At 69.7% G+C, this 17394-nt stretch carries 16 protein-coding genes; 10 read left to right on the top strand and 6 right to left on the bottom strand.

Annotated elements, in window-relative coordinates:
- Together AB0E78_RS13955 and AB0E78_RS13950 are read right to left on the bottom strand one after the other, a co-directional pair.
- A partial coding sequence (locus AB0E78_RS13955) for an electron transfer flavoprotein subunit alpha/FixB family protein (protein WP_361831711.1) occupies positions 1-759 on the bottom strand: 759 nt, incomplete at its 3' end.
- Between the two features lie 46 nt (positions 760-805).
- On the bottom strand, positions 806-1591 hold the full coding sequence (locus tag AB0E78_RS13950; RefSeq protein ID WP_361831709.1) for an electron transfer flavoprotein subunit beta/FixA family protein: 786 nt from the start codon (positions 1589-1591) through the stop codon (positions 806-808).
- Positions 1592-1699: 108 nt separating this feature from the next.
- Between AB0E78_RS13950 and AB0E78_RS13945 the strand changes: the two genes are divergently transcribed.
- Together AB0E78_RS13945 and AB0E78_RS13940 are read left to right on the top strand one after the other, a co-directional pair.
- Positions 1700-2410, top strand: coding sequence for a TetR family transcriptional regulator (locus AB0E78_RS13945; protein ID WP_361831707.1), 711 nt, complete (start codon positions 1700-1702; stop codon positions 2408-2410).
- Between the two features lie 213 nt (positions 2411-2623).
- A complete protein-coding gene (locus AB0E78_RS13940) occupies positions 2624-2953 on the top strand; it encodes a zinc ribbon domain-containing protein (protein WP_361831797.1) in 330 nt (109 codons plus the stop codon).
- Between the two features lie 12 nt (positions 2954-2965).
- On the opposite strand, the gene AB0E78_RS13935 is transcribed toward AB0E78_RS13940, so the two are convergent.
- From AB0E78_RS13935 to AB0E78_RS13925, 3 genes are all read right to left on the bottom strand, one after another.
- Entirely contained in the window at positions 2966-4501 is a 1536-nt protein-coding gene (locus AB0E78_RS13935) for an AMP-binding protein (protein ID WP_361831705.1), read from the bottom strand.
- A 74-nt stretch (positions 4502-4575) separates the two neighbouring features.
- On the bottom strand, positions 4576-6039 hold the full coding sequence (locus AB0E78_RS13930; RefSeq protein WP_361831703.1) for a cysteine desulfurase: 1464 nt from the start codon (positions 6037-6039) through the stop codon (positions 4576-4578).
- Complete coding sequence (locus AB0E78_RS13925; protein WP_361831701.1) at positions 6026-7414, bottom strand: family 2B encapsulin nanocompartment shell protein; 1389 nt, start codon at positions 7412-7414, stop codon at positions 6026-6028. The genes AB0E78_RS13930 and AB0E78_RS13925 overlap by 14 nt, the downstream gene beginning before the upstream one ends.
- A gap of 399 nt (positions 7415-7813) precedes the next feature.
- Here AB0E78_RS13925 and AB0E78_RS13920 point away from each other — a divergent pair, with 399 nt between their 5' ends.
- Positions 7814-8671, top strand: coding sequence for a GNAT family N-acetyltransferase (locus AB0E78_RS13920; protein ID WP_361831699.1), 858 nt, complete (start codon positions 7814-7816; stop codon positions 8669-8671).
- Positions 8672-8734: 63 nt separating this feature from the next.
- Here the strand turns inward: AB0E78_RS13920 and AB0E78_RS13915 are convergent, their stop codons facing one another.
- Positions 8735-11038, bottom strand: coding sequence for a glycoside hydrolase family 3 N-terminal domain-containing protein (locus AB0E78_RS13915; RefSeq protein WP_361831697.1), 2304 nt, complete (start codon positions 11036-11038; stop codon positions 8735-8737).
- Between the two features lie 181 nt (positions 11039-11219).
- Between AB0E78_RS13915 and AB0E78_RS13910 the strand changes: the two genes are divergently transcribed.
- The 7 genes from AB0E78_RS13910 to AB0E78_RS13880 all read left to right on the top strand — a co-directional run bounded on the left by AB0E78_RS13910 (position 11220) and on the right by AB0E78_RS13880 (position 17376).
- Complete coding sequence (locus tag AB0E78_RS13910; protein ID WP_361831695.1) at positions 11220-13100, top strand: ABC transporter ATP-binding protein; 1881 nt, start codon at positions 11220-11222, stop codon at positions 13098-13100.
- A gap of 258 nt (positions 13101-13358) precedes the next feature.
- The gene (locus AB0E78_RS13905; protein ID WP_361831693.1) at positions 13359-14144 is read left to right on the top strand and encodes a basic amino acid ABC transporter substrate-binding protein; all 786 of its coding nucleotides are present in this window, start codon (positions 13359-13361) and stop codon (positions 14142-14144) included.
- A 41-nt stretch (positions 14145-14185) separates the two neighbouring features.
- Positions 14186-14971: an amino acid ABC transporter permease gene (locus AB0E78_RS13900; RefSeq protein ID WP_361831691.1), complete on the top strand. Its 786-nt coding sequence runs from the start codon at positions 14186-14188 to the stop codon at positions 14969-14971.
- An 11-nt stretch (positions 14972-14982) separates the two neighbouring features.
- Entirely contained in the window at positions 14983-15810 is an 828-nt protein-coding gene (locus AB0E78_RS13895) for an amino acid ABC transporter ATP-binding protein (RefSeq protein ID WP_361831795.1), read from the top strand.
- Positions 15811-15914: 104 nt separating this feature from the next.
- Positions 15915-16364: an aspartate 1-decarboxylase gene (panD, locus tag AB0E78_RS13890; RefSeq protein WP_361831689.1), complete on the top strand. Its 450-nt coding sequence runs from the start codon at positions 15915-15917 to the stop codon at positions 16362-16364.
- On the top strand, positions 16361-16708 hold the full coding sequence (locus AB0E78_RS13885) for a GNAT family N-acetyltransferase (RefSeq protein WP_361831687.1): 348 nt from the start codon (positions 16361-16363) through the stop codon (positions 16706-16708). The genes panD and AB0E78_RS13885 overlap by 4 nt, the downstream gene beginning before the upstream one ends.
- A gap of 11 nt (positions 16709-16719) precedes the next feature.
- A complete protein-coding gene (locus AB0E78_RS13880) occupies positions 16720-17376 on the top strand; it encodes an aspartate/glutamate racemase family protein (protein ID WP_361831685.1) in 657 nt (218 codons plus the stop codon).
- The last annotated feature ends 18 nt before the right edge of the window (positions 17377-17394 follow it).

Genomic DNA, 17394 nt, shown 5'->3' with positions numbered 1-17394 from the left:
CTTGCCGGTCTGGCCGACCTGGTTGGAGTGCGGGTACCAGCCCGCGTCCACCGCGGCACGCGAGGCGCCGACGGCCGCACCCAGGGAGTCGGCCAACGACTCGATGAGGTGGAAGTTCTCCGCACCGTTCACACCACGGCCGCCGGAGACCACGATCGCGGCCTCGGTCAGCTCCGGACGCCCGGTCGACTCGCGCGGCGTGCGCCCGGTCACCTTGGTGCCGGTGGCCTGCGCCGAGAAGGAGACGGCCAGGGCCTCGACAACGCCGGCGGCCGGGGCGGCCTCCACGGCGGCCGAGTTGGGCTTGACCGTGATCACCGGAGTGCCCTTGGAGACGCGGGACTTGGTGCTGTAGGAGGCGGCGAACGCCGACTGCGTGGCGACCGGACCCTCCTCGGAGGCCTCCAGGTCGACCGCGTCGGTGATCAGACCGGCCTTGATACGGACCGCGAGGCGCGCCGCGATCTCCTTGCCCTCGGCGGACGACGGCACCAGCACCGCGGCCGGGGACACGGCCTCGTAGGCGGCCTGCAGCGCGTCCACCTTCGGCACGACGAGGTAGTCGGCGAACTCGGCGGCATCGGCGGTCAGTACCTTCACCGCGCCGTGCTCGGCCAGGACACCGGCGGTCTCCGCGGCGCCGTTGCCCAGCGCCAGCGCGACGGGCTCACCGATCCGACGGGCCAGCGTCAGCAGCTCCAACGTGGGCTTGCGGACGGCACCGTCCACGTGGTCGACATAGACGAGAACTTCAGCCATGACTCTTCCAGTTTCCTTGAGGTGTCAGCGAATCGGGGGAGGGGGACTAGATGAACTTCTGGCCCGCGAGGAACTCGGCGAGCTGCTTGCCGCCCTCGCCCTCGTCCTTGACGATCGTGCCCGCGGTGCGCGCGGGACGCTCGGTGGCCGAGTCGACCTTCGTCCAGGCACCCGCCAGGCCCACATCCTCGGCCTCCAGGTCCAGATCCGACAGATCCCAAGCCTGAACCGGCTTCTTCTTCGCCGCCATGATCCCCTTGAACGAGGGGTAACGCGCCTCACCCGACTGGTCGGTGACCGACACGACGGCGGGCAGCGAGGCCTCGAGCTGCTCGGTGGCGCTGTCACCGTCCCGGCGGCCCGTGACCTTGCCGTCCGCCACCGACACCTCGGAGAGCAGCGTGACCTGGGGGACACCAAGGCGCTCGGCCAGCAGCGCCGGCACCACACCCGCCGTGCCGTCGGTGGACGCCATGCCGGAGATCACCAGGTCGTACCCGGCCTTCTCGATCGCCTTGGCCAGCACCAGCGACGTACCGATGATGTCCGTGCCGTGCAGGTCGTCGTCCTCGACGTGGATGGCCTTGTCCGCGCCCATGGACAGCGCCTTGCGCAGCGCGTCCTTGGCGTCCTCGGGGCCCACCGTCAGCACGGTGATCTCCGCGTCGTCCGCCTCGTCCGCGATCTGCAACGCCTGCTCGACCGCGTACTCGTCCAGCTCCGACAGCAGGCCGTCCACGTCGTCACGGTCGACGGTCAGGTCATCGGCGAAGTGCCGGTCGCCGGTGGCGTCGGGCACGTACTTCACGGTGACAACGATCCTCAAGCTCACGCCGGCTCTCCTACCTGATCTGGTTCGTTACGACGACGGTATGGCACTCAGTACCCCCTGTAAAGGTACGTAGTGCCAGACAGGCGTTCCCGATGCTACGTTCCCCGCATGAGTGAGGCACGCGGACCAGCGAAGAAGGCCCCCATGCGGGAGGTGCTCGCCAAGGCGGCGTTCCAGTTGTTCATGGAGCGGGGCTTCGAGCGGACCACGGTGGACGACATCGTGGCGCGGGCCGGGGTCGGACGGCGCTCCTTCTTCCGGTACTTCCCGTCCAAAGAGGACGCGGTCTTCCCCGACCACGAGAGCTGCCTGGCCGACATGACGGCGTTCCTCGACGCGGCCGACGGCGACGATCCCGTGGGCGCCGTGTGCGACGCGGCCCGGATCGTGCTGCGCATGTACGCCACGAACCCCGAGTTCTCCGTGCAGCGCTACCGCCTCACGCAGGAGGTCCCCGGTCTGCGTACGTACGAACTCTCCGTGGTACGCCGCTACGAACGCACCATGGCCGGCTACCTCCGCGGTCGTTACGCCGACGCCGAGGACGGCTCCCTGCGCGCCGAGGTGATCGCCGCATCCGTGGTCGCCGCGCACAACAACGCCCTGCGCTCGTGGCTGCGTTCGGGCGGCGACGGTGACGCCGAGGCGGCGGTGGACCACGCGCTCGGGCTGGTCCGGGACGGGTGGGGGAGTGGCGCCACCGGCGGTGAAGGGGCGGCCCCCGACACCGCTGACGAGGTCGTCGTCATGGTGGTCTCGAAGCGCGCCCCCATGTGGCGCGTGGTGCAGCGCGTCGAGTCGGCCCTCGGCCAGGACTGACCCCCGACCGGAGCCGGGACCGAGCACCCGACGGCGGCGGGAACGAGCGAGTAGCACTCAGTACCTTTACGCGCTGGCACTCAGTGCCATATGGTGCGGATGCGTCGACGCCGAGCGTGGCGCATCCGAGCCGAGTGCAGGTCGAATGCAGGGGGTCGAGTCGTGTCCCAGCAGGAATTGAGCATCGCGCCGACAGAGCACGAGCGAACCGGCATGATCTACCAGCGCTGCCGGTGGTGCGGCACCGCGTCCTTCCGGCGCATGCTGTGTCCGGTGTGCGCGTCCAGTGATCTGGAGTCCGAGCAGAGTGACGGCGAAGGTGTCGTCGTCCAGTCGAGCGTGGTCAACCGCTACACCGGCACCGCGCGCAACGAGTCCCTCGTCCGTTTTCCCGAAGGGTTCGTGTTCCGCTGCCGTGTCGTCGGTGCCTCGCCGCATCTTGTGTGGGTCGGCGCGCGCGTGCGGCCCGTGGCCGGGTCCGATCCGGAGACCGGGGAGGCCGTGTTCGAGCTCTGCGAGACGCACGCGAGCGCCGAATGGTAGGGCGGCAGCAGCTCAGTTGACGCCGCGCTCGCGCCCTTCCCAGTAGGGTCCGCGCAGCTTGTACTTCTGGAGTTTTCCGGTGGCCGTGCGGGCCAGTTCCCCGCGGAACTCCACCGAGGTAGGGGCCTTGAAGCCGGCGAGGTGCTCCTTGCAGTGCCGGATGAGCTCCTCTTGTGACGCGTGTGCGCCGGGGGCGAGGACGACCAGGGCCTTGATGGTCTCGCCCCACTTCTCGTCCGGCACCCCGATGACCGCGACCTCGGCGACCGCGGGATGGCTGAAGAGCACGTCCTCCACCTCGATCGAGGACACGTTCTCGCCGCCGGTGATGATGACGTCCTTCTTGCGGTCACTGATCGTCAGATGGCCGTCCGCGCCGATCGACCCGCCGTCGCCCGTGTGGAACCAGCCGCCCTCCAGCGCCTTGGCCGACTCCTCGGGCTGCTCCCAGTACCCCTCAAGGATGACGTTCGAGCGGGCGAGCACTTCGCCGTCCTGCGACGTACGCAGCGTCACGCCCAGGGCGGGAGCCCCGGCCTGGACCAGCTTCTCCGCGCGCTGCTGCGAGCTGAGACCGTCCCATTCGGCGCGGCCGCGGTTGATGGTGAGCAGGGGAGAGGTCTCGGTGAGTCCGTAGATCTGGATGAACTCCCAGCCGAGCTCGGACTCGACCTGTTCCACCGTCTTCGTCGGGGGCGGGGCGCCCGCGACGATGATGCGCACCCGGTCCCGTCCCGGGATCTCCCCCTCCCACGTCCGCGCGGCGGCAAGGACCGCGTTGACCACGGCGGGCGCCGCGCACATGACCGTGACGCCGTGCTCGGCCACCCGGCGCAGGATCTCCGCGCCGTCCACCTTGCGCAGTACGATCTGGCGCGCGCCCATGCCGGACATCGCGAACGGCATGCCCCAGCCGTTCGCGTGGAACATCGGCAGGGTGTGCAGATAGACGTCCCGGTCCGTGACCCCGGCGTGCAGCGCGAACGTGAGAGCGTTCACCCAGATGTTGCGGTGCGTGATCTGAACGCCCTTGGGGCGCGCGGTCGTTCCGCTGGTGAAGTTGATGGTCGCGGTGGCGTTCTCGTCGTGCTGCCAGGGCTCGGGCTCGGTGTTGAACCGGTACAGCTCCGAGTCGGCGTCCGCCCCGAGCGTGAAGCGGTGCTTGCAGGTCACACCCGAGAGGTGGTCCTCCAGCTCGGGGTCGACCAGCAGGACGCTCGCCCCCGACTGCGCGACGATGTAGCTCACTTCCTCGGCCGAGAGACGGAAGTTGACCGGCACGAGGACGCGGCCGTGGCCGCTGATGCCGAAGAACGACGTCAGCAGCCGTGCGCTGTTGGGCGAGACCACCGCCACCCGTGCGCCGTGCGACACCCCGAGTGCGTCGAGACCGGCGGCCTGGGCCCGCGCCAGCTCGCCGACGCGCCGGTAGGTGAGCCCTTCCCAGGGCTCGGCCGGCTGATCCGGCTCGTCGACGATGCCGACCCGGTCCCCGTATACGGCCGTGGCGCGGTCCAGAAAATCAAGGGCCCCGAACGGGACGAACATCCTGGCCTCCCGAAGCTCAGTCGATGTACGCCGCCTATCCGACCATGCCCCACGGGAAACCGGACACCGACCTGTCAGGTCCGCCCGGGTTGTTCCGCCTCCGGCGCCTCCTGCAGCCGTCGCAGGGACGCCACCAGCTGATCCACCTCCTCGGACGTGTTGTAGAGCGCGAGCGATGCGCGGGCTGCCGACTCCAGGCCGTAGTGGGCGAGCGCGGGCTGGGCGCAGTGGTGGCCCGCGCGGATGGCGATGCCGTCGCGGTCGAGCCAGTCCGCGATGCCTGCCGGATCGTGGCCCGCGAGGGTGAACGTGAGGACCGCGATCCGGTCGGGCGCCGAACCGAGGACCTCCAGGCCGGGCACGGTGGCCAGGGCCTGCTGCGCGTACGTCATGAGCGCGGTCTCGTACGCGGCGACGGAGTCCCGGTCGAAGGACGTGAACCAGTTCAGTGCCGCGAGGAGGCCGACCACGCCCGAGATGTGGCCCGTGCCGGCCTCCAGGAGGTGCGGGACCGGCGCGAACGTGGTCCGCGTGAAGTCGACGGACTCGATCATGTTGCCGCCGCCCTGCCACGGCCGCATGCCCGCCAGGATCTCCGGCTTGGCGTAGAGGACGCCGATGCCGGTCGGGGCGAAGAGCTTGTGCCCCGAGAAGGCGTAGAAGTCGGCGTCCAGATCCCGCACGTCGACCGGGAAGTGCGCGACGGCCTGTGCCCCGTCCACCAGGACCTTCGCGCCGTAGCGGTGGGCCAGGGCCGTCATCTCCTTCACCGGCGGGACGGTGCCCAGGACGTTCGACGCGTGGCTGACCGCGACGAGCTGGGTGCGGGACGACAGGAGATCGGCGTAGGCGTCCTGGTCGATCGCACCCTCGGGGGTGAGGGGGATCGGGACGACCCGCGCACGGGTCTCCTTCGCGATCAGCTGCCACGGCACGATGTCGGAGTGGTGTTCGAGGGTGGCCACCAGGATGTCGTCCCCAGGGCCGAGATTGGCCCGCCCCCAGCTCTGGGCGACGAGGTTGATGGCCTCGGTCGTGCCGCGTACGAAGACGATGTCGTCCGGCGACCCTGCCCCCAGGAATGCGGCGACCGCGGCCCGCCCCGCCTCGTAGAGCTCCGTCGCCTCGCGCGCCATGGTGTGCGCGCCCCGGTGGATGTTGGAGTTCGCGGTGCCGTAGAAGGCGCCGAGCGCCTCGATGACCTGGCGCGGCTTCTGCGTGGTGGCGCCGTTGTCGAGCCAGACGAGCGGATGGCCGTTGACGGTGCGGTGCAGGATCGGGATGTCCTGGCGGGCCGACTCGGGGGTGAAGCCCGGGGGTTGGAGCTGCGGGAGCTCGCCCGTGCCGGGTGCCGCGGCCGTGGGGGCGGGTTCCGCCGGGTTCGACGGCAGCACCGCCGTCGAACCCGGCGCAGCTCCCGCACCCGGCAGAGATCCTGCACTCGGCACGGCCCCCGTACCCGGCACGCCCGTCCCCCCGGGGAGCACCGGCAGCACCGGAACCCCCAGCCCTCGCGCGGTGAGGTCAGGAATAGTCATGGTAGTTCGACACCTCGACGTTCTGCAGGACGGCGATGGCGTCCTCGACCAGGACCGCGGTGTTGAAGTACGCCGTCATCAGGTACGACGTGATGCCCTTCTGGTCGACGCCCATGTTCCGCATGGACAGGCCCGGTTCGACCTCGTCGGGGACGCCCGTGGGACGCAGCCCCACCACACCCTGCTCGGCCTCGCCCGTCCGCATCAGCAGAATCTCGGTGGTGCCCATCCCCGCGCCCATGCCGCCCGAGAACCGCACCTTGTCCGACGGCAGCAGCGGAACACCGCGCCAGGTCAGCAGCGGGCTGCCGAAGCGGCTGTCCGTCACCGGGGGCACGCCACGCCGCGTACATTCGCGGCCGAACGCGGCGATCGCCCTGGGGTGGGCCAGGAAGAAGCCGGGCTGCTTCCACACCCGGGTCAGGAGCTCGTCCAGGTCGTCGGGGGTGGGAGCGCCGGTGCGCGCCTGGACCCGCTGCCCGGGGGACACGTTGTGGAACAGGCCGTGCTCCGGGTGGTTCAGGAGCGAGGACTCCTGCCGTTCCCGCAGCGCCGCGACGGTGAGGTTGGACTGCGCGCGGGTCTGGTCGATCGGCCCGTTGTAGAGGTCGGCGACCCGGGTGTGCACGCGGAGCACCGTCTGCGCGAGCGTCATGTGGTACTCGCGGGGCGCGTCCTCGTAGTCGACGAACGTCCCCGGCAGGTCCGGCTCCCCGACGTGTCCCGCGGCCAGGTCCACCGGCACCTCGGCGCCGGGCGTCATGGTGTCGCCTTCGCAGTACGCGGTGATCGCACCCCCGAGCGCCTCGTCCCGGTCGGCTATCGCGGCCAGCGCGCTGCGGTCCGCGCAGAGCGCCGTACCGGGAGTGAGCGCCTTGACGCGGTACGGCATCTCCTCGGACCGGGTCCACGCGCCGAGGTCGAAGAACTGGCCGTCGCCGACGACTTCGAGCAGCGCGTCCTCGCCGTACCGCCCGGTCACCCGCTTCTCGGCCTTGCCCTGCACGATCACCCACAGCCGGTCGGTGGGGTCGCCCTCCTGGGCGAGGACCTGCCCGGCCTCGAAGGTGACCTCGGTGAAGGCGCCGGCCAGCTCCGCGAGCGCCGCGTCGTCGGCGTCACGGAGGTAGGCGATCTCGCGTAAGTCGCCGGGCACGACGCGCTGCGTGCCGCTCTCCTCGTACGTGGTGATGCGGTCGTCGCCGAGCACGAACGTCCTGCGGCGGTTCACCCGGTAGATGCCCGACTCGACGTCCACCCAGGGCAGGGCGCGCAGCAGATAGCGCGGGGTGATGCCGCGCATCTGCGGAGTGGTCTTGGTCGTCGTCGCCAGTTGCCGTGCGGCATCCGGACCGAGTGCGAGCCGGTCGTTCACTGGAACCTCCTGGAAGAACGGTCTTTGTGGCTGCCGTGATGGCTTTCGGCGCCGATCGTCTTCTCGTTGTTCCACGACCGCAAGTGGTCATTTATCAGGGCTAGTTGAGAAAAGGCCGGAAATGAACGGACGGTTGGCCTTGCACCCGGTGACCACCCTCGCAGGGCCCTTCAGGAAAATCCCTCCACAGCAGATATCAGGCTCAAATCACCCCAATACCGGAGCCAAGCACCCCTGAAAGGAGCGCTTATGAATCGGGTATCGGGGCGAGGAGTCGGGAAGGATGGTTCCGGTGCGGCCGGTGATCGTGGCCGCACCGGGGCGGCCTCTCTCCGACGTGTGGGGCGGCCCCTTTCCGGGGCGCGGGACGGTCCCCTCCGGCGTACGAAGGGTGCAGCGATGACAGATTCGGCCCCTGGGCGGCTCACCATCTCGCGGGCGACGCTCGACGACTGGCGGATCGTCAGCGGATGGGCGGCGGACGAGGGCTGGAATCCGGGTCTGCGGGACGGCCCGTCGTTCTTCGCGCAGGACCCCGAGGGGTTCTTCATCGGCCGCATCGGGGGCGAGCCCGTCTCCGCGATCTCGGTCGTGAACTACGACGAGCTGTATGCCTTCCTGGGTTTCTACCTCGTCCGCCCCGACATGCGAGGACGAGGCCATGGGCTCGCCACCTGGCGGACGGCTCTCGCCCACGCGGGCAAGCGCACCGTCGGCCTGGACGGCGTGGTCGCCCAGCAGGACAACTACCGCCGCTCGGGCTTCGAACTCGCCCACCGCACCATCCGGTACGTGGGCCCCGTGCCCGGAGGCGGCCCAAGACCCGCACGGGTCCTGCCGGTCGAGGCCGCGGGCCTGCGGGCGATCACCGCGTACGACGCCGCGAGCTACCCCGCCGACCGCCCGCGCTTCCTGGAATCCTGGCTGACCGCTCCCGGGCACCGCGCCCTCGCCCGGATCGTCGACGGTCACATCACCGGATACGGCGTGCTCCGCCCGGCCCAGGGCGCCCTGCGCGTCGGGCCCCTGTTCGCGGACACGCGCGCCGACGCGGAGGAGGTCTTCGACGCGCTGACGGCCGAGACGGACGGTGAGCCCGTCGTCATCGACGTCCCCGAGACCCAGCCGCACGCGGTCGCCCTCGCCGAGGCGCGCGGCATGAAGCCCACGTTCCCGACCGCCCGGATGTACACCGGGCCGGTGCGGGAGTTCGCGAAGGAGCGGGTCTTCGGCGTGACGACGCTCGAACTGGGCTGATCCGCAAGGGGCCGGGCCCGCCGCCAGGGCCCGGCCGTTTCCGCACGGCCCTTTCCGCATGGCCTACGTGATCGTCAGCCTCTTCTTCGCCTCGGCCTCGGAGCTGTTGCCGACGTAGAGGTCCACCGCCCCCTCCTCGACCCGGAACTCACCGTCCTGGGCGTTCGTCCAGAACCCCAGCTCGTCGGCGCCGAGCTGGAAGCGGACGGTCCTCGACTTGCCGGGCTCCAGCGTCACCCGGCGGAATCCGCGCAGCTTGCGCACCGGTTGCGTGATGCTCGCCGCGATGTCGTGGACGTACAGCTGGACGACCTCGTCGCCCGTGCGGTCGCCCGTGTTGCGGACGGACACCGAGACCTCCAGGGTGTCGCCCTTGCGCAGCGCCCGCCCGGACACGCGGTCGCGGCTCAGCTTCGGCTCGCCGATCTCGAAGGACGTGTAGGAGAGCCCGTGGCCGAAGGCGAACTGCGGGTCCGGGGGCAGGTCGAGGTACTTGGACGTGTACTTGTTGTCCGCGCTGTACGGGCGGCCCGTCGACTCGTGGTTGTAGTGGACCGGGATCTGACCGACCGTCCTCGGGAACGAGACGGGCAGCTTGCCGCCCGGATTGACCTCTCCGAACAGCACGTCGGCGATCGCGTTGCCCGCCTGGAGGCCCGGGTGCCAGGCCTCCAGGACGGCGGGCGCCGACTTCAGCCAGTCGCCGACGGTCAGCGGGCGCCCGTTGACCAGGACCACCACGAACGGCTTGCCCGTCCCTGCGATCGCCTCGATCAGCTTCTCCTGCCCGCCCGGCAGGCTGATGTCGCTGCGCGCGGCCGCTTCACCGCTCATCGCCGGGGGCTCGCCGACCACGACGACGGTGACATCCGCGCCCTTGGCCGCGGCGACGGCCGCCGGGATGCCGCCGGTGTCCTCGCCCTCGGGGTCGACGCCCTTCGCGTACGTCACCTTCGCCCGCGGAGCCGCGGCCTTCACCGCGGCGAGGACCTTCCCCGAGGGGAAGCTCTTCGCGGCGCCGGGGAACGTCCACGTGCCGAGCAGGTCGTCGGAGTCGCCGAACGGACCCACGACCGCGATCGACCCGGTGGACGCCTTGAGCGGGAGCGCCCTGCCGTCGTTCTTCAGGAGCACCATCGAGCGGGCCGCGGTCTCGCGGGCGGCCTTGCGGGCCGCCGCGGACGGCTTGTCGATGGCGTCGCCCTCGTCGACGTACGGATTCTCGAAGAGCCCGAGCGCGAACTTCAGGCGCAGGATGCGCGTGACCGCCTCGTCCAGGCGCTTCTCGCTGATCCTGCCGCCGCTCAGCAGCTTCTTGCCGTGCTTGGCCAGGTCCGTGCTGGCCATCTCCATGTCGACGCCGGCGTTCAGCGCGAGGCGCGCCGCGTCGGCGCCGTCCTCGGCGAAGCCGTGCGCGATGAGCTCGTCGACGCCGTTCCAGTCGCTGACGACGAAGCCGTCGAAGCCCCACTCCTTGCTCAGCACGTCGGTGAGCGTGTGGGAGTTGCCGTGGGCCGGGACGCCGCTGATGGTGTTGAAGGAGGCCATCACCGTGGCCACGCCCGCGTCCAACGCGGCCTTGAACGGCGGCAGATAGTGGTTGCGCAGGCGCGACTCCGACACGTCGACCGTGTTGTAGTCCCGGCCGCCCTCGGCCCCGCCGTACGCGACGAAGTGCTTGGCGCAGGCGGCGATGCGGTCCTTGGCGTCGAGTCCCGAACCCTTCTCGCCCTGGTAGCCCTCCACCTTGGCCACCGCGAACGCCGTCGTCAGGTACGGGTCCTCGCCGCAGCCCTCGGCGATCCGGCCCCAGCGCGGCTCGTGCGTGACGTCCATCATCGGCGAGAACGTCCAGTGCACGCCGTTCGAGCGGGACTCCTTCGCCGACACCTCGGCGTCCCGCCGGGTGACCTCCGGGTCGAAGCTCGACGCCTGGGCGAGGGGGATCGGGAACGTCGTCCAGAGGCCATGGATGACATCGAGTCCGAAGAGCAGCGGAATGCCGAGCCGGGACTCCTCCACCGCGATGCGCTGCAGGGCGTTGCTGCTCTTGGCGCCGAAGATGTTCAGGACCGAACCGAGCCGTCCGGCGCGCGCCGCGTCCTCGACGTCCTTCGTCTCGCTGCCGCCGGGTCCCGTGCTGACGGCCCAGGGGAGCTGCTGAAGCTGGCCCAGCTTCTCTTCGACAGTCATACGGTGGAGCAGCTTCTTGATCTTCGGGTCGAGGGAGCTCGGCTTCGGGTCGAGCGTGCTCGGGCGTTGCGGCGCGGCCTGGGCGATCCCTGTGCCCGCGGCCGTGAGACCGCCTCCTGCGACGGCTGTGCCGCCGATCGCGGACAGCAGAGTACGCCTTCGTAGCTCTCGCATGTGTTCGCCTTCTCGCATCAGGAAGTCGACAACCTCTGTGATGGCCACAAGAGTTGAAGCGAAAGTACGTTCCTGTTACACGCGGGTCAAGGGCTGCGACAGGGACGCGCGGGGGGTCTCGTTCGGGTGCCTCACCACCGACCCTTGACCTCAAGGAAGCTTGAGGTTCTACGTTCTCCTCATGAGCATGGAAACGACAGCCTGGACCCAGCTGCAGAGCGTGATGCGCGCCGAGCAGGACAGCCGTCCCTTCGCCCGCGCCACCTTGCGCCGCATCGGGGCCTTCGCCCGCCCGCACAAACGCCGCATCGTCTACTTCGTTCTCCTGAGCATCGTCACCGCGCTGCTCGCCGTGGCGACCCCCGTCCTCGCGGGCAGCGTCGTGGACGTGATCGTCAAGGACGGCGACTCCTCGCTCGTCGTCCGGTACGCCCTGCTCATCGCCGTGATCGCCATCGCTGAGGCGGGCTTCGGACTGCTCGGCCGCTGGCTGTCGGCGAACCTGGGAGAGGGGCTCATCCTCGACCTGCGGACGGCCGTCTTCGACCACGTACAGCGCATGCCCGTCGCCTTCTTCACCCGCACCCGCACCGGTGCGCTGGTCAGCCGCCTCAACAACGACGTGATCGGCGCCCAGCGCGCGTTCAGCAACACGCTCTCCGGCGTCGTCGCCAACGTGGTCACGCTGCTCCTGACCCTGGCCGTGATGCTGAAGCTCTCCTGGCAGATCACGCTCCTTGCGCTGGTCCTGCTCCCCGTCTTCGTCGTGCCCGCGCGCCGCATGGGCTCCCGGATGGCGAAACTCCAGCGCGAGGCCGCGCACCACAACGCGGCGATGGGCACGCGCATGACCGAGCGCTTCTCGGCTCCGGGCGCCACGCTCATCAAGCTCTTCGGGCGTCCGGGCGCCGAGTCGGAGGAGTTCGCCACACGGGCCCGGCGGGTGCGGGACATCGGTGTCCGTACGGCCATGGCGCAGTCCACGTTCATCACCGCGCTCACCCTGGTCTCGGCCCTCGCCCTGGCCCTCGTCTACGGCCTCGGCGGCTACTTCGCCCTGGACGGCACCCTGGAAGCGGGCGCGATCGTCTCCCTCGCCCTGCTCCTGACCCGCCTCTACGCACCGCTGACCTCCCTGGCGGGAGCGCGGGTCGAGGTCATGAGCGCACTCGTCAGCTTCGAGCGGGTCTTCGAGATCCTCGACCTGAAGCCACTGATCGATGAGAAGCCGGACGCGCGTGAGGTCCCCTCGGGCCCGGTGGCGGTGGAGTTCGACGACGTCCGCTTCGGCTACCCCTCCGCCGAGAAGGTCTCCCTCGCCTCCCTCGAAGAGGTCGCGTCCCTCGACACCCGGGGCGGCGAAGAGGTCCTGCACGGCCTCTCCTTCCGCGCGGAGCCCGGCCAGACGATCGCACTCGTCGGTTCCTCCGGGGCAGGCAAGTCGACGATCGCGCAACTGCTGCCGCGCCTGTACGACACGGACTCCGGAACCGTACGCATCGGCGGCGTCGACGTCCGTGACCTCTCCGCGGCGTCCATGCGCCGGACCCTCGGCATGGTCACCCAGGACGGCCACCTCTTCCACGAGTCGGTCCGCGCCAATCTGCTGCTCGCCCGCCCCGAGGCCACCGAGGACGACCTGTGGGACGTCCTGCGCAGGGCCCGCCTCGAAGACCTCGTACGCTCCCTGCCCGACGGCCTGGACACCGTGGTCGGCGAGCGTGGCTACCGCCTCTCCGGCGGCGAGCGCCAACGCATGACGATCGCCCGCCTGCTCCTGGCCCAGCAGCGGGTGGTGATCCTCGACGAGGCCACCGCGCACCTCGACAACACCTCCGAGGCAGCGGTCCAGGAGGCCCTCGCCGAGGCGCTGGAAGGCCGCACGGCGATCGTCATCGCCCACCGACTCTCGACGGTACGGTCCGCCGACCAGATCCTGGTCGTCGAGGCGGGACGAATCGTGGAACGGGGAACGCACGAGGAACTGCTGGAGGTGGAGGGCCGGTACGCGGAGCTCTACCGCACACAATTCGCCAACAAGGCGGCACAGGCGGCAGCCTGACGACTGCCGACCACCGCAAGAACGGCCCTGACGCAGAGCAAGTACCCGCTCACACAGGGAAGTTGATGCAGTGGAGATCGAGTGTGTTACCCATACGCAATCCCGAGGGCAGGACAAGAGCCCTGGCCGGTGGCAGGATGCACCGCAGCTCGCGCAGCACACAGCGCTGTTGATCTCGCTCGCGCCCTGGTTCGAGCCTGCCCTGGAGGTCCTGTGTCCGCTCGTCCCCCGAAGTCCGTTCGTTCCCTGGTGGCTGTCATGGCCCTGACTGTGGCCGCCGGCCTGCTGGCGGCGGGCTGCACCAGCACCAAGTCCGACAGCGACGGTGACAAGGGCGGCTCGGGGGTCAAGCTCGTCTCGTCCGGCACGCTCAAGACCTGCACGCATCTGCCCTATCCGCCGTTCCAGTCGAAGAAGGACGGCAAGATCGTCGGCTTCGACGTGGATCTGGTCGACCTCATCGCCAAGGAACTGGGGGTGAAGCAGGAGATCGTCAACACGCCCTTCGAGGGCATCGAGACCGGCCAGGATTTCAACATCCGCAAATGCGATCTGGCCGCCGCGGGCATGACGATCACCAAGGAACGCGACAAGGTCATGGACTTCTCGGACCCCTACTTCAACGCCACCCAGGCACTGATCACCAAGAAGGGCGAGCCCTACAAGACCTTCGACGACCTCAAGGGCAAGAAGCTCGGCTACCAGAAGGCAACCACCGGCGGCATCTACGCCAAGAAGGAGAGCAAGGGCCTCGACATCGAACTCGTGGAGTACGAGGACGTCGGGCTGCTGCTCACCGCCGTCAAGGCAGGCAAGGTCGATGCGGGCATCAACGACAACGGCGTGCTCTTCGAGTACGTCAAGGAGAACCCGGACACCGAGGTGACCGCGGAGTTCGACACCGGCGAGGAGTACGGAATCGGCTTCCGTACGGGCAATGACGCGCTGCGCGCCAAGGCCGACAAGGTCCTCAAGGAGGCGCGAGCCGACGGCAGTTACGACAAGATCTACAAGAAGTGGTTCGGTACCACTCCGCAGAGCTGACCTCGAGCACTCAAACGGCTGACCAGAGGAGTTCTGCACGTATGACCATGTCCCGACGGAAGCGGGCACGGCTGGTCCGCGGCGTCCAGTACGCCGTGCTGATCATCGCCATAGCCGTGTTCGCCCTGGTGGCCGACTGGGGGACACTGCGCCAGGCGTTCTTCGACGTGGAGATCGCCAAGGCGATGTTCCCCGAGGTGATCACCACCGCGCTGGTCAACACCGCCTACTACACGCTGCTCGGCTTCGGCTTCGGCCTGGGGCTCGGCATCGTCCTTGCGCTGATGCGGCTGTCCACGGTGGCTCCGTACCGCTGGATCGCGATCGCCTATATCGAGTTCTTCCGCGGCGTCCCCTCCCTGCTGGTGTTCATCGCGCTCGGCTTCGGCGTGCCGCTGGCCTTCGAGGTCGCGCTCGACATGGACATCACGGTGATGCTGTCGCTGGGCCTGGTGGGCGCCGCCTATATGGCCGAGACGATCCGCGCGGGCATTCTGGCGGTGCCCAAGGGGCAGACGGAGGCGGCCCGTTCGCTGGGCATGTCATCGGGGCGTGCGATGGTGTCGATCGTGATGCCGCAGGCGTTCCGGATCGTGCTGCCGCCGCTGACCAACGAGCTGATCCTGCTCACCAAGGACTCCTCCCTGGTGTATCTGCTCGGCCTCTCGCTCGGCCAGTTCGAGCTGGCCAACTTCGGCCGGGACGCGCTGAACGAGCACAAGAGCCTGACCCCGATCCTGATCGCCGGACTGCTGTATCTCGTCATCACCCTCCCGCTCGGCCATCTGGTGCGGCGGCTCGAGGCCCGTACGGCGAAAGCCAGGTGAGCACCGTGAAGTTGGACAGGACACCCGACGCGCCCGCACCCTCGGGCCAGGCGATCGAGGTGCGCGAGCTGCACAAGTCGTTCGGCGATCTGGAGGTGCTCAAGGGCATCGACTTCACGGTCGGGCGCGGTGACGTGGTCTGTGTCATCGGCCCTTCGGGCTCCGGCAAGTCGACCCTGCTGCGCTGTGTCAATCTCCTGGAAGAACCCACGTCGGGCACGGTGACGGTGGCCGGCACGGAGGTCACCGACCCCGATGTGGACATCGATCGCGTACGCCGCCGGATCGGCATGGTCTTCCAGTCGTTCAACCTCTTCCCGCACCTCACGGCACTGGAGAACCTGACCATCGCGCAGCGCCGCGTGCTGCGGCGCGGCAAGGAGGAGGCCGAGCGCATCGCGCGGGCCAACCTCGCGCGGGTCGGCCTCGTCGACAAGGAGCAGTCCTATCCGGCGCAGCTCTCCGGCGGCCAGCAGCAGCGGGTCGCGATCGCCCGGGCGCTGTCCATGGACCCCGAGCTGATGCTCTTCGACGAGCCGACCTCCGCGCTCGATCCCGAACTGGTCGGAGACGTACTCGCGGTGATGCGCTCGCTCGCCAAGGAGGGGATGACGATGCTGGTCGTCACCCATGAGATGAGCTTCGCGCGCGAGGTCGCCGACCGGGTGGTCTTCATGGACGACGGAGTGATCGTCGAGGAGGGCACGCCCGAACGTGTGGTGGGCGACCCGCAGCATGAGCGGACCCGGACGTTCCTGGCGCGCGTACTCGATCCTGCGGCGGCGGAGATCGGCGAGGTCCCGGACACAGGACCGCACGAGAAGCGGGTGGACCGCTGAGCGCACCTCGGAGTATCCCGGCGTGCGGGCGTACGCCCATGTAGAGTGAATAACGCCCTTGACCTGCAATAACGCGGGCAGGGAGCCGATCCCAGGAGTTCAACATGCTGCGCACCATGTTCAAGTCCAAGATTCACCGCGCCACCGTGACCCAGGCCGACCTGCACTACGTGGGCTCCGTCACCATCGACGCCGATCTCCTCGACGCCGCCGACCTGCTGCCCGGCGAGCTCGTGCACATCGTCGACATCACCAACGGCGCCCGTCTGGAGACGTACACCATCGAGGGCGAACGCGGCAGCGGCGTCATCGGCATCAACGGCGCGGCCGCGCACCTCGTACACCCCGGCGATAAGGTGATCATCATCAGCTACGCCCAGGTCGACGACGCCGAGGCCCGCACCCTGCGGCCCAAGGTCGTGCACGTCGACGGCGTCGACGGCGCGGTCAACCGCATCGTGGCCCTCGGCGACGACGCGTCCGCGCCGGTGCCGGGCGCCGACGACATGGCGCGCAGCCCGCAGGCGGTGCACGACCTCCAGGAGAGCCGATGAGCAGTGGGATCGAGATCCGCGACGACCGGGCGCGCGGCGCCCTCGAAGCGCGCGTGGACGGTGAAGTCGTCGGCCGGATCGCCTACTTCACGCTGGACGCGCCCGAGTCCGCCCTGGTGCCGGTGCACACCGAAGTGGTGCCCGCGCACGAGGGCGAGGGCATCGCGGGATCGCTGGCCAGGGAGCTGTACGCGATGGCCGCGCGGGAAGGCGTCGCCGTCGCGCCCCTGTGCCCGTACGTCGTGAAATGGGCCGAACGGCACCCCGACGAGGCGCCCGTGCCCTCGGGAGAGCTGGTCGCCGCCGCTCTGGACAAGGTGAAGTCGGACCCGGCCGCGTGGTGACCCCGGCGGTGGTGACCCCGACTCTCGCCCTGCTGCACACCTCGCCCGTGCACGTCCCCGTCTTCGAGGGGCTGCGGGACCAGGACCATCCGGGGTTCGCCCTGCGGCACCTCGTCCACGAGGACCTGCTCGCGCGGGCCCGTGCCGAGGGGCCGGACGCGGTGGCCGACGACATCCAGGAGCTGCTGGAGCAGGCCGTCGCCGAGGGGGCGAGTGCCGTGCTCTGCACCTGCTCGACGATCGGCGCCGTCACCGAGGCCCGCGCCGCGGCCGTCGGCGTCCCCGTCGTGCGGGTCGACCGGCCCATGGCGGCCGCCGCCGTGGCCGCGGGGCGGTCCGTGGCCGTCGTCGCCACCCTGGAGAGCACCCTGGGTCCGACCCGCGCACTCGTCGAGGAGGAGGCCGCCCGCGCCGGACGGCCCGTCGACGTCACGACGGTCCTGGTGGTCGGCGCCTGGGAGCGGTTCGAGGCCGGTGACCGGGAAGGCCACGTACGTCTGGTCGCGGAGGCCGTCGACGCCCTGGAAGGCGTCGACTCCGTCGTCCTCGCCCAGGCGTCCATGGCGGACGCGGCGGACCGCGCCACCCTGCCCGTACCGGTCATCGCCAGCCCGCGTCCCGGTCTGCGCGCGGCCGTTCTCCGATGCGGCGTCGGCGCCAAGTCGTAGGCTGATCCCGGGGGTTGA

Origin of the sequence: Streptomyces sp. NPDC032198 (assembly GCF_040636975.1) — a bacterium.
In the GTDB taxonomy this organism is placed as follows: Bacteria; Actinomycetota; Actinomycetes; order Streptomycetales; family Streptomycetaceae; genus Streptomyces.
Note: the sequence above shows the minus strand (reverse complement) of the source record. Positions and strands in the feature narration are given on the sequence as shown.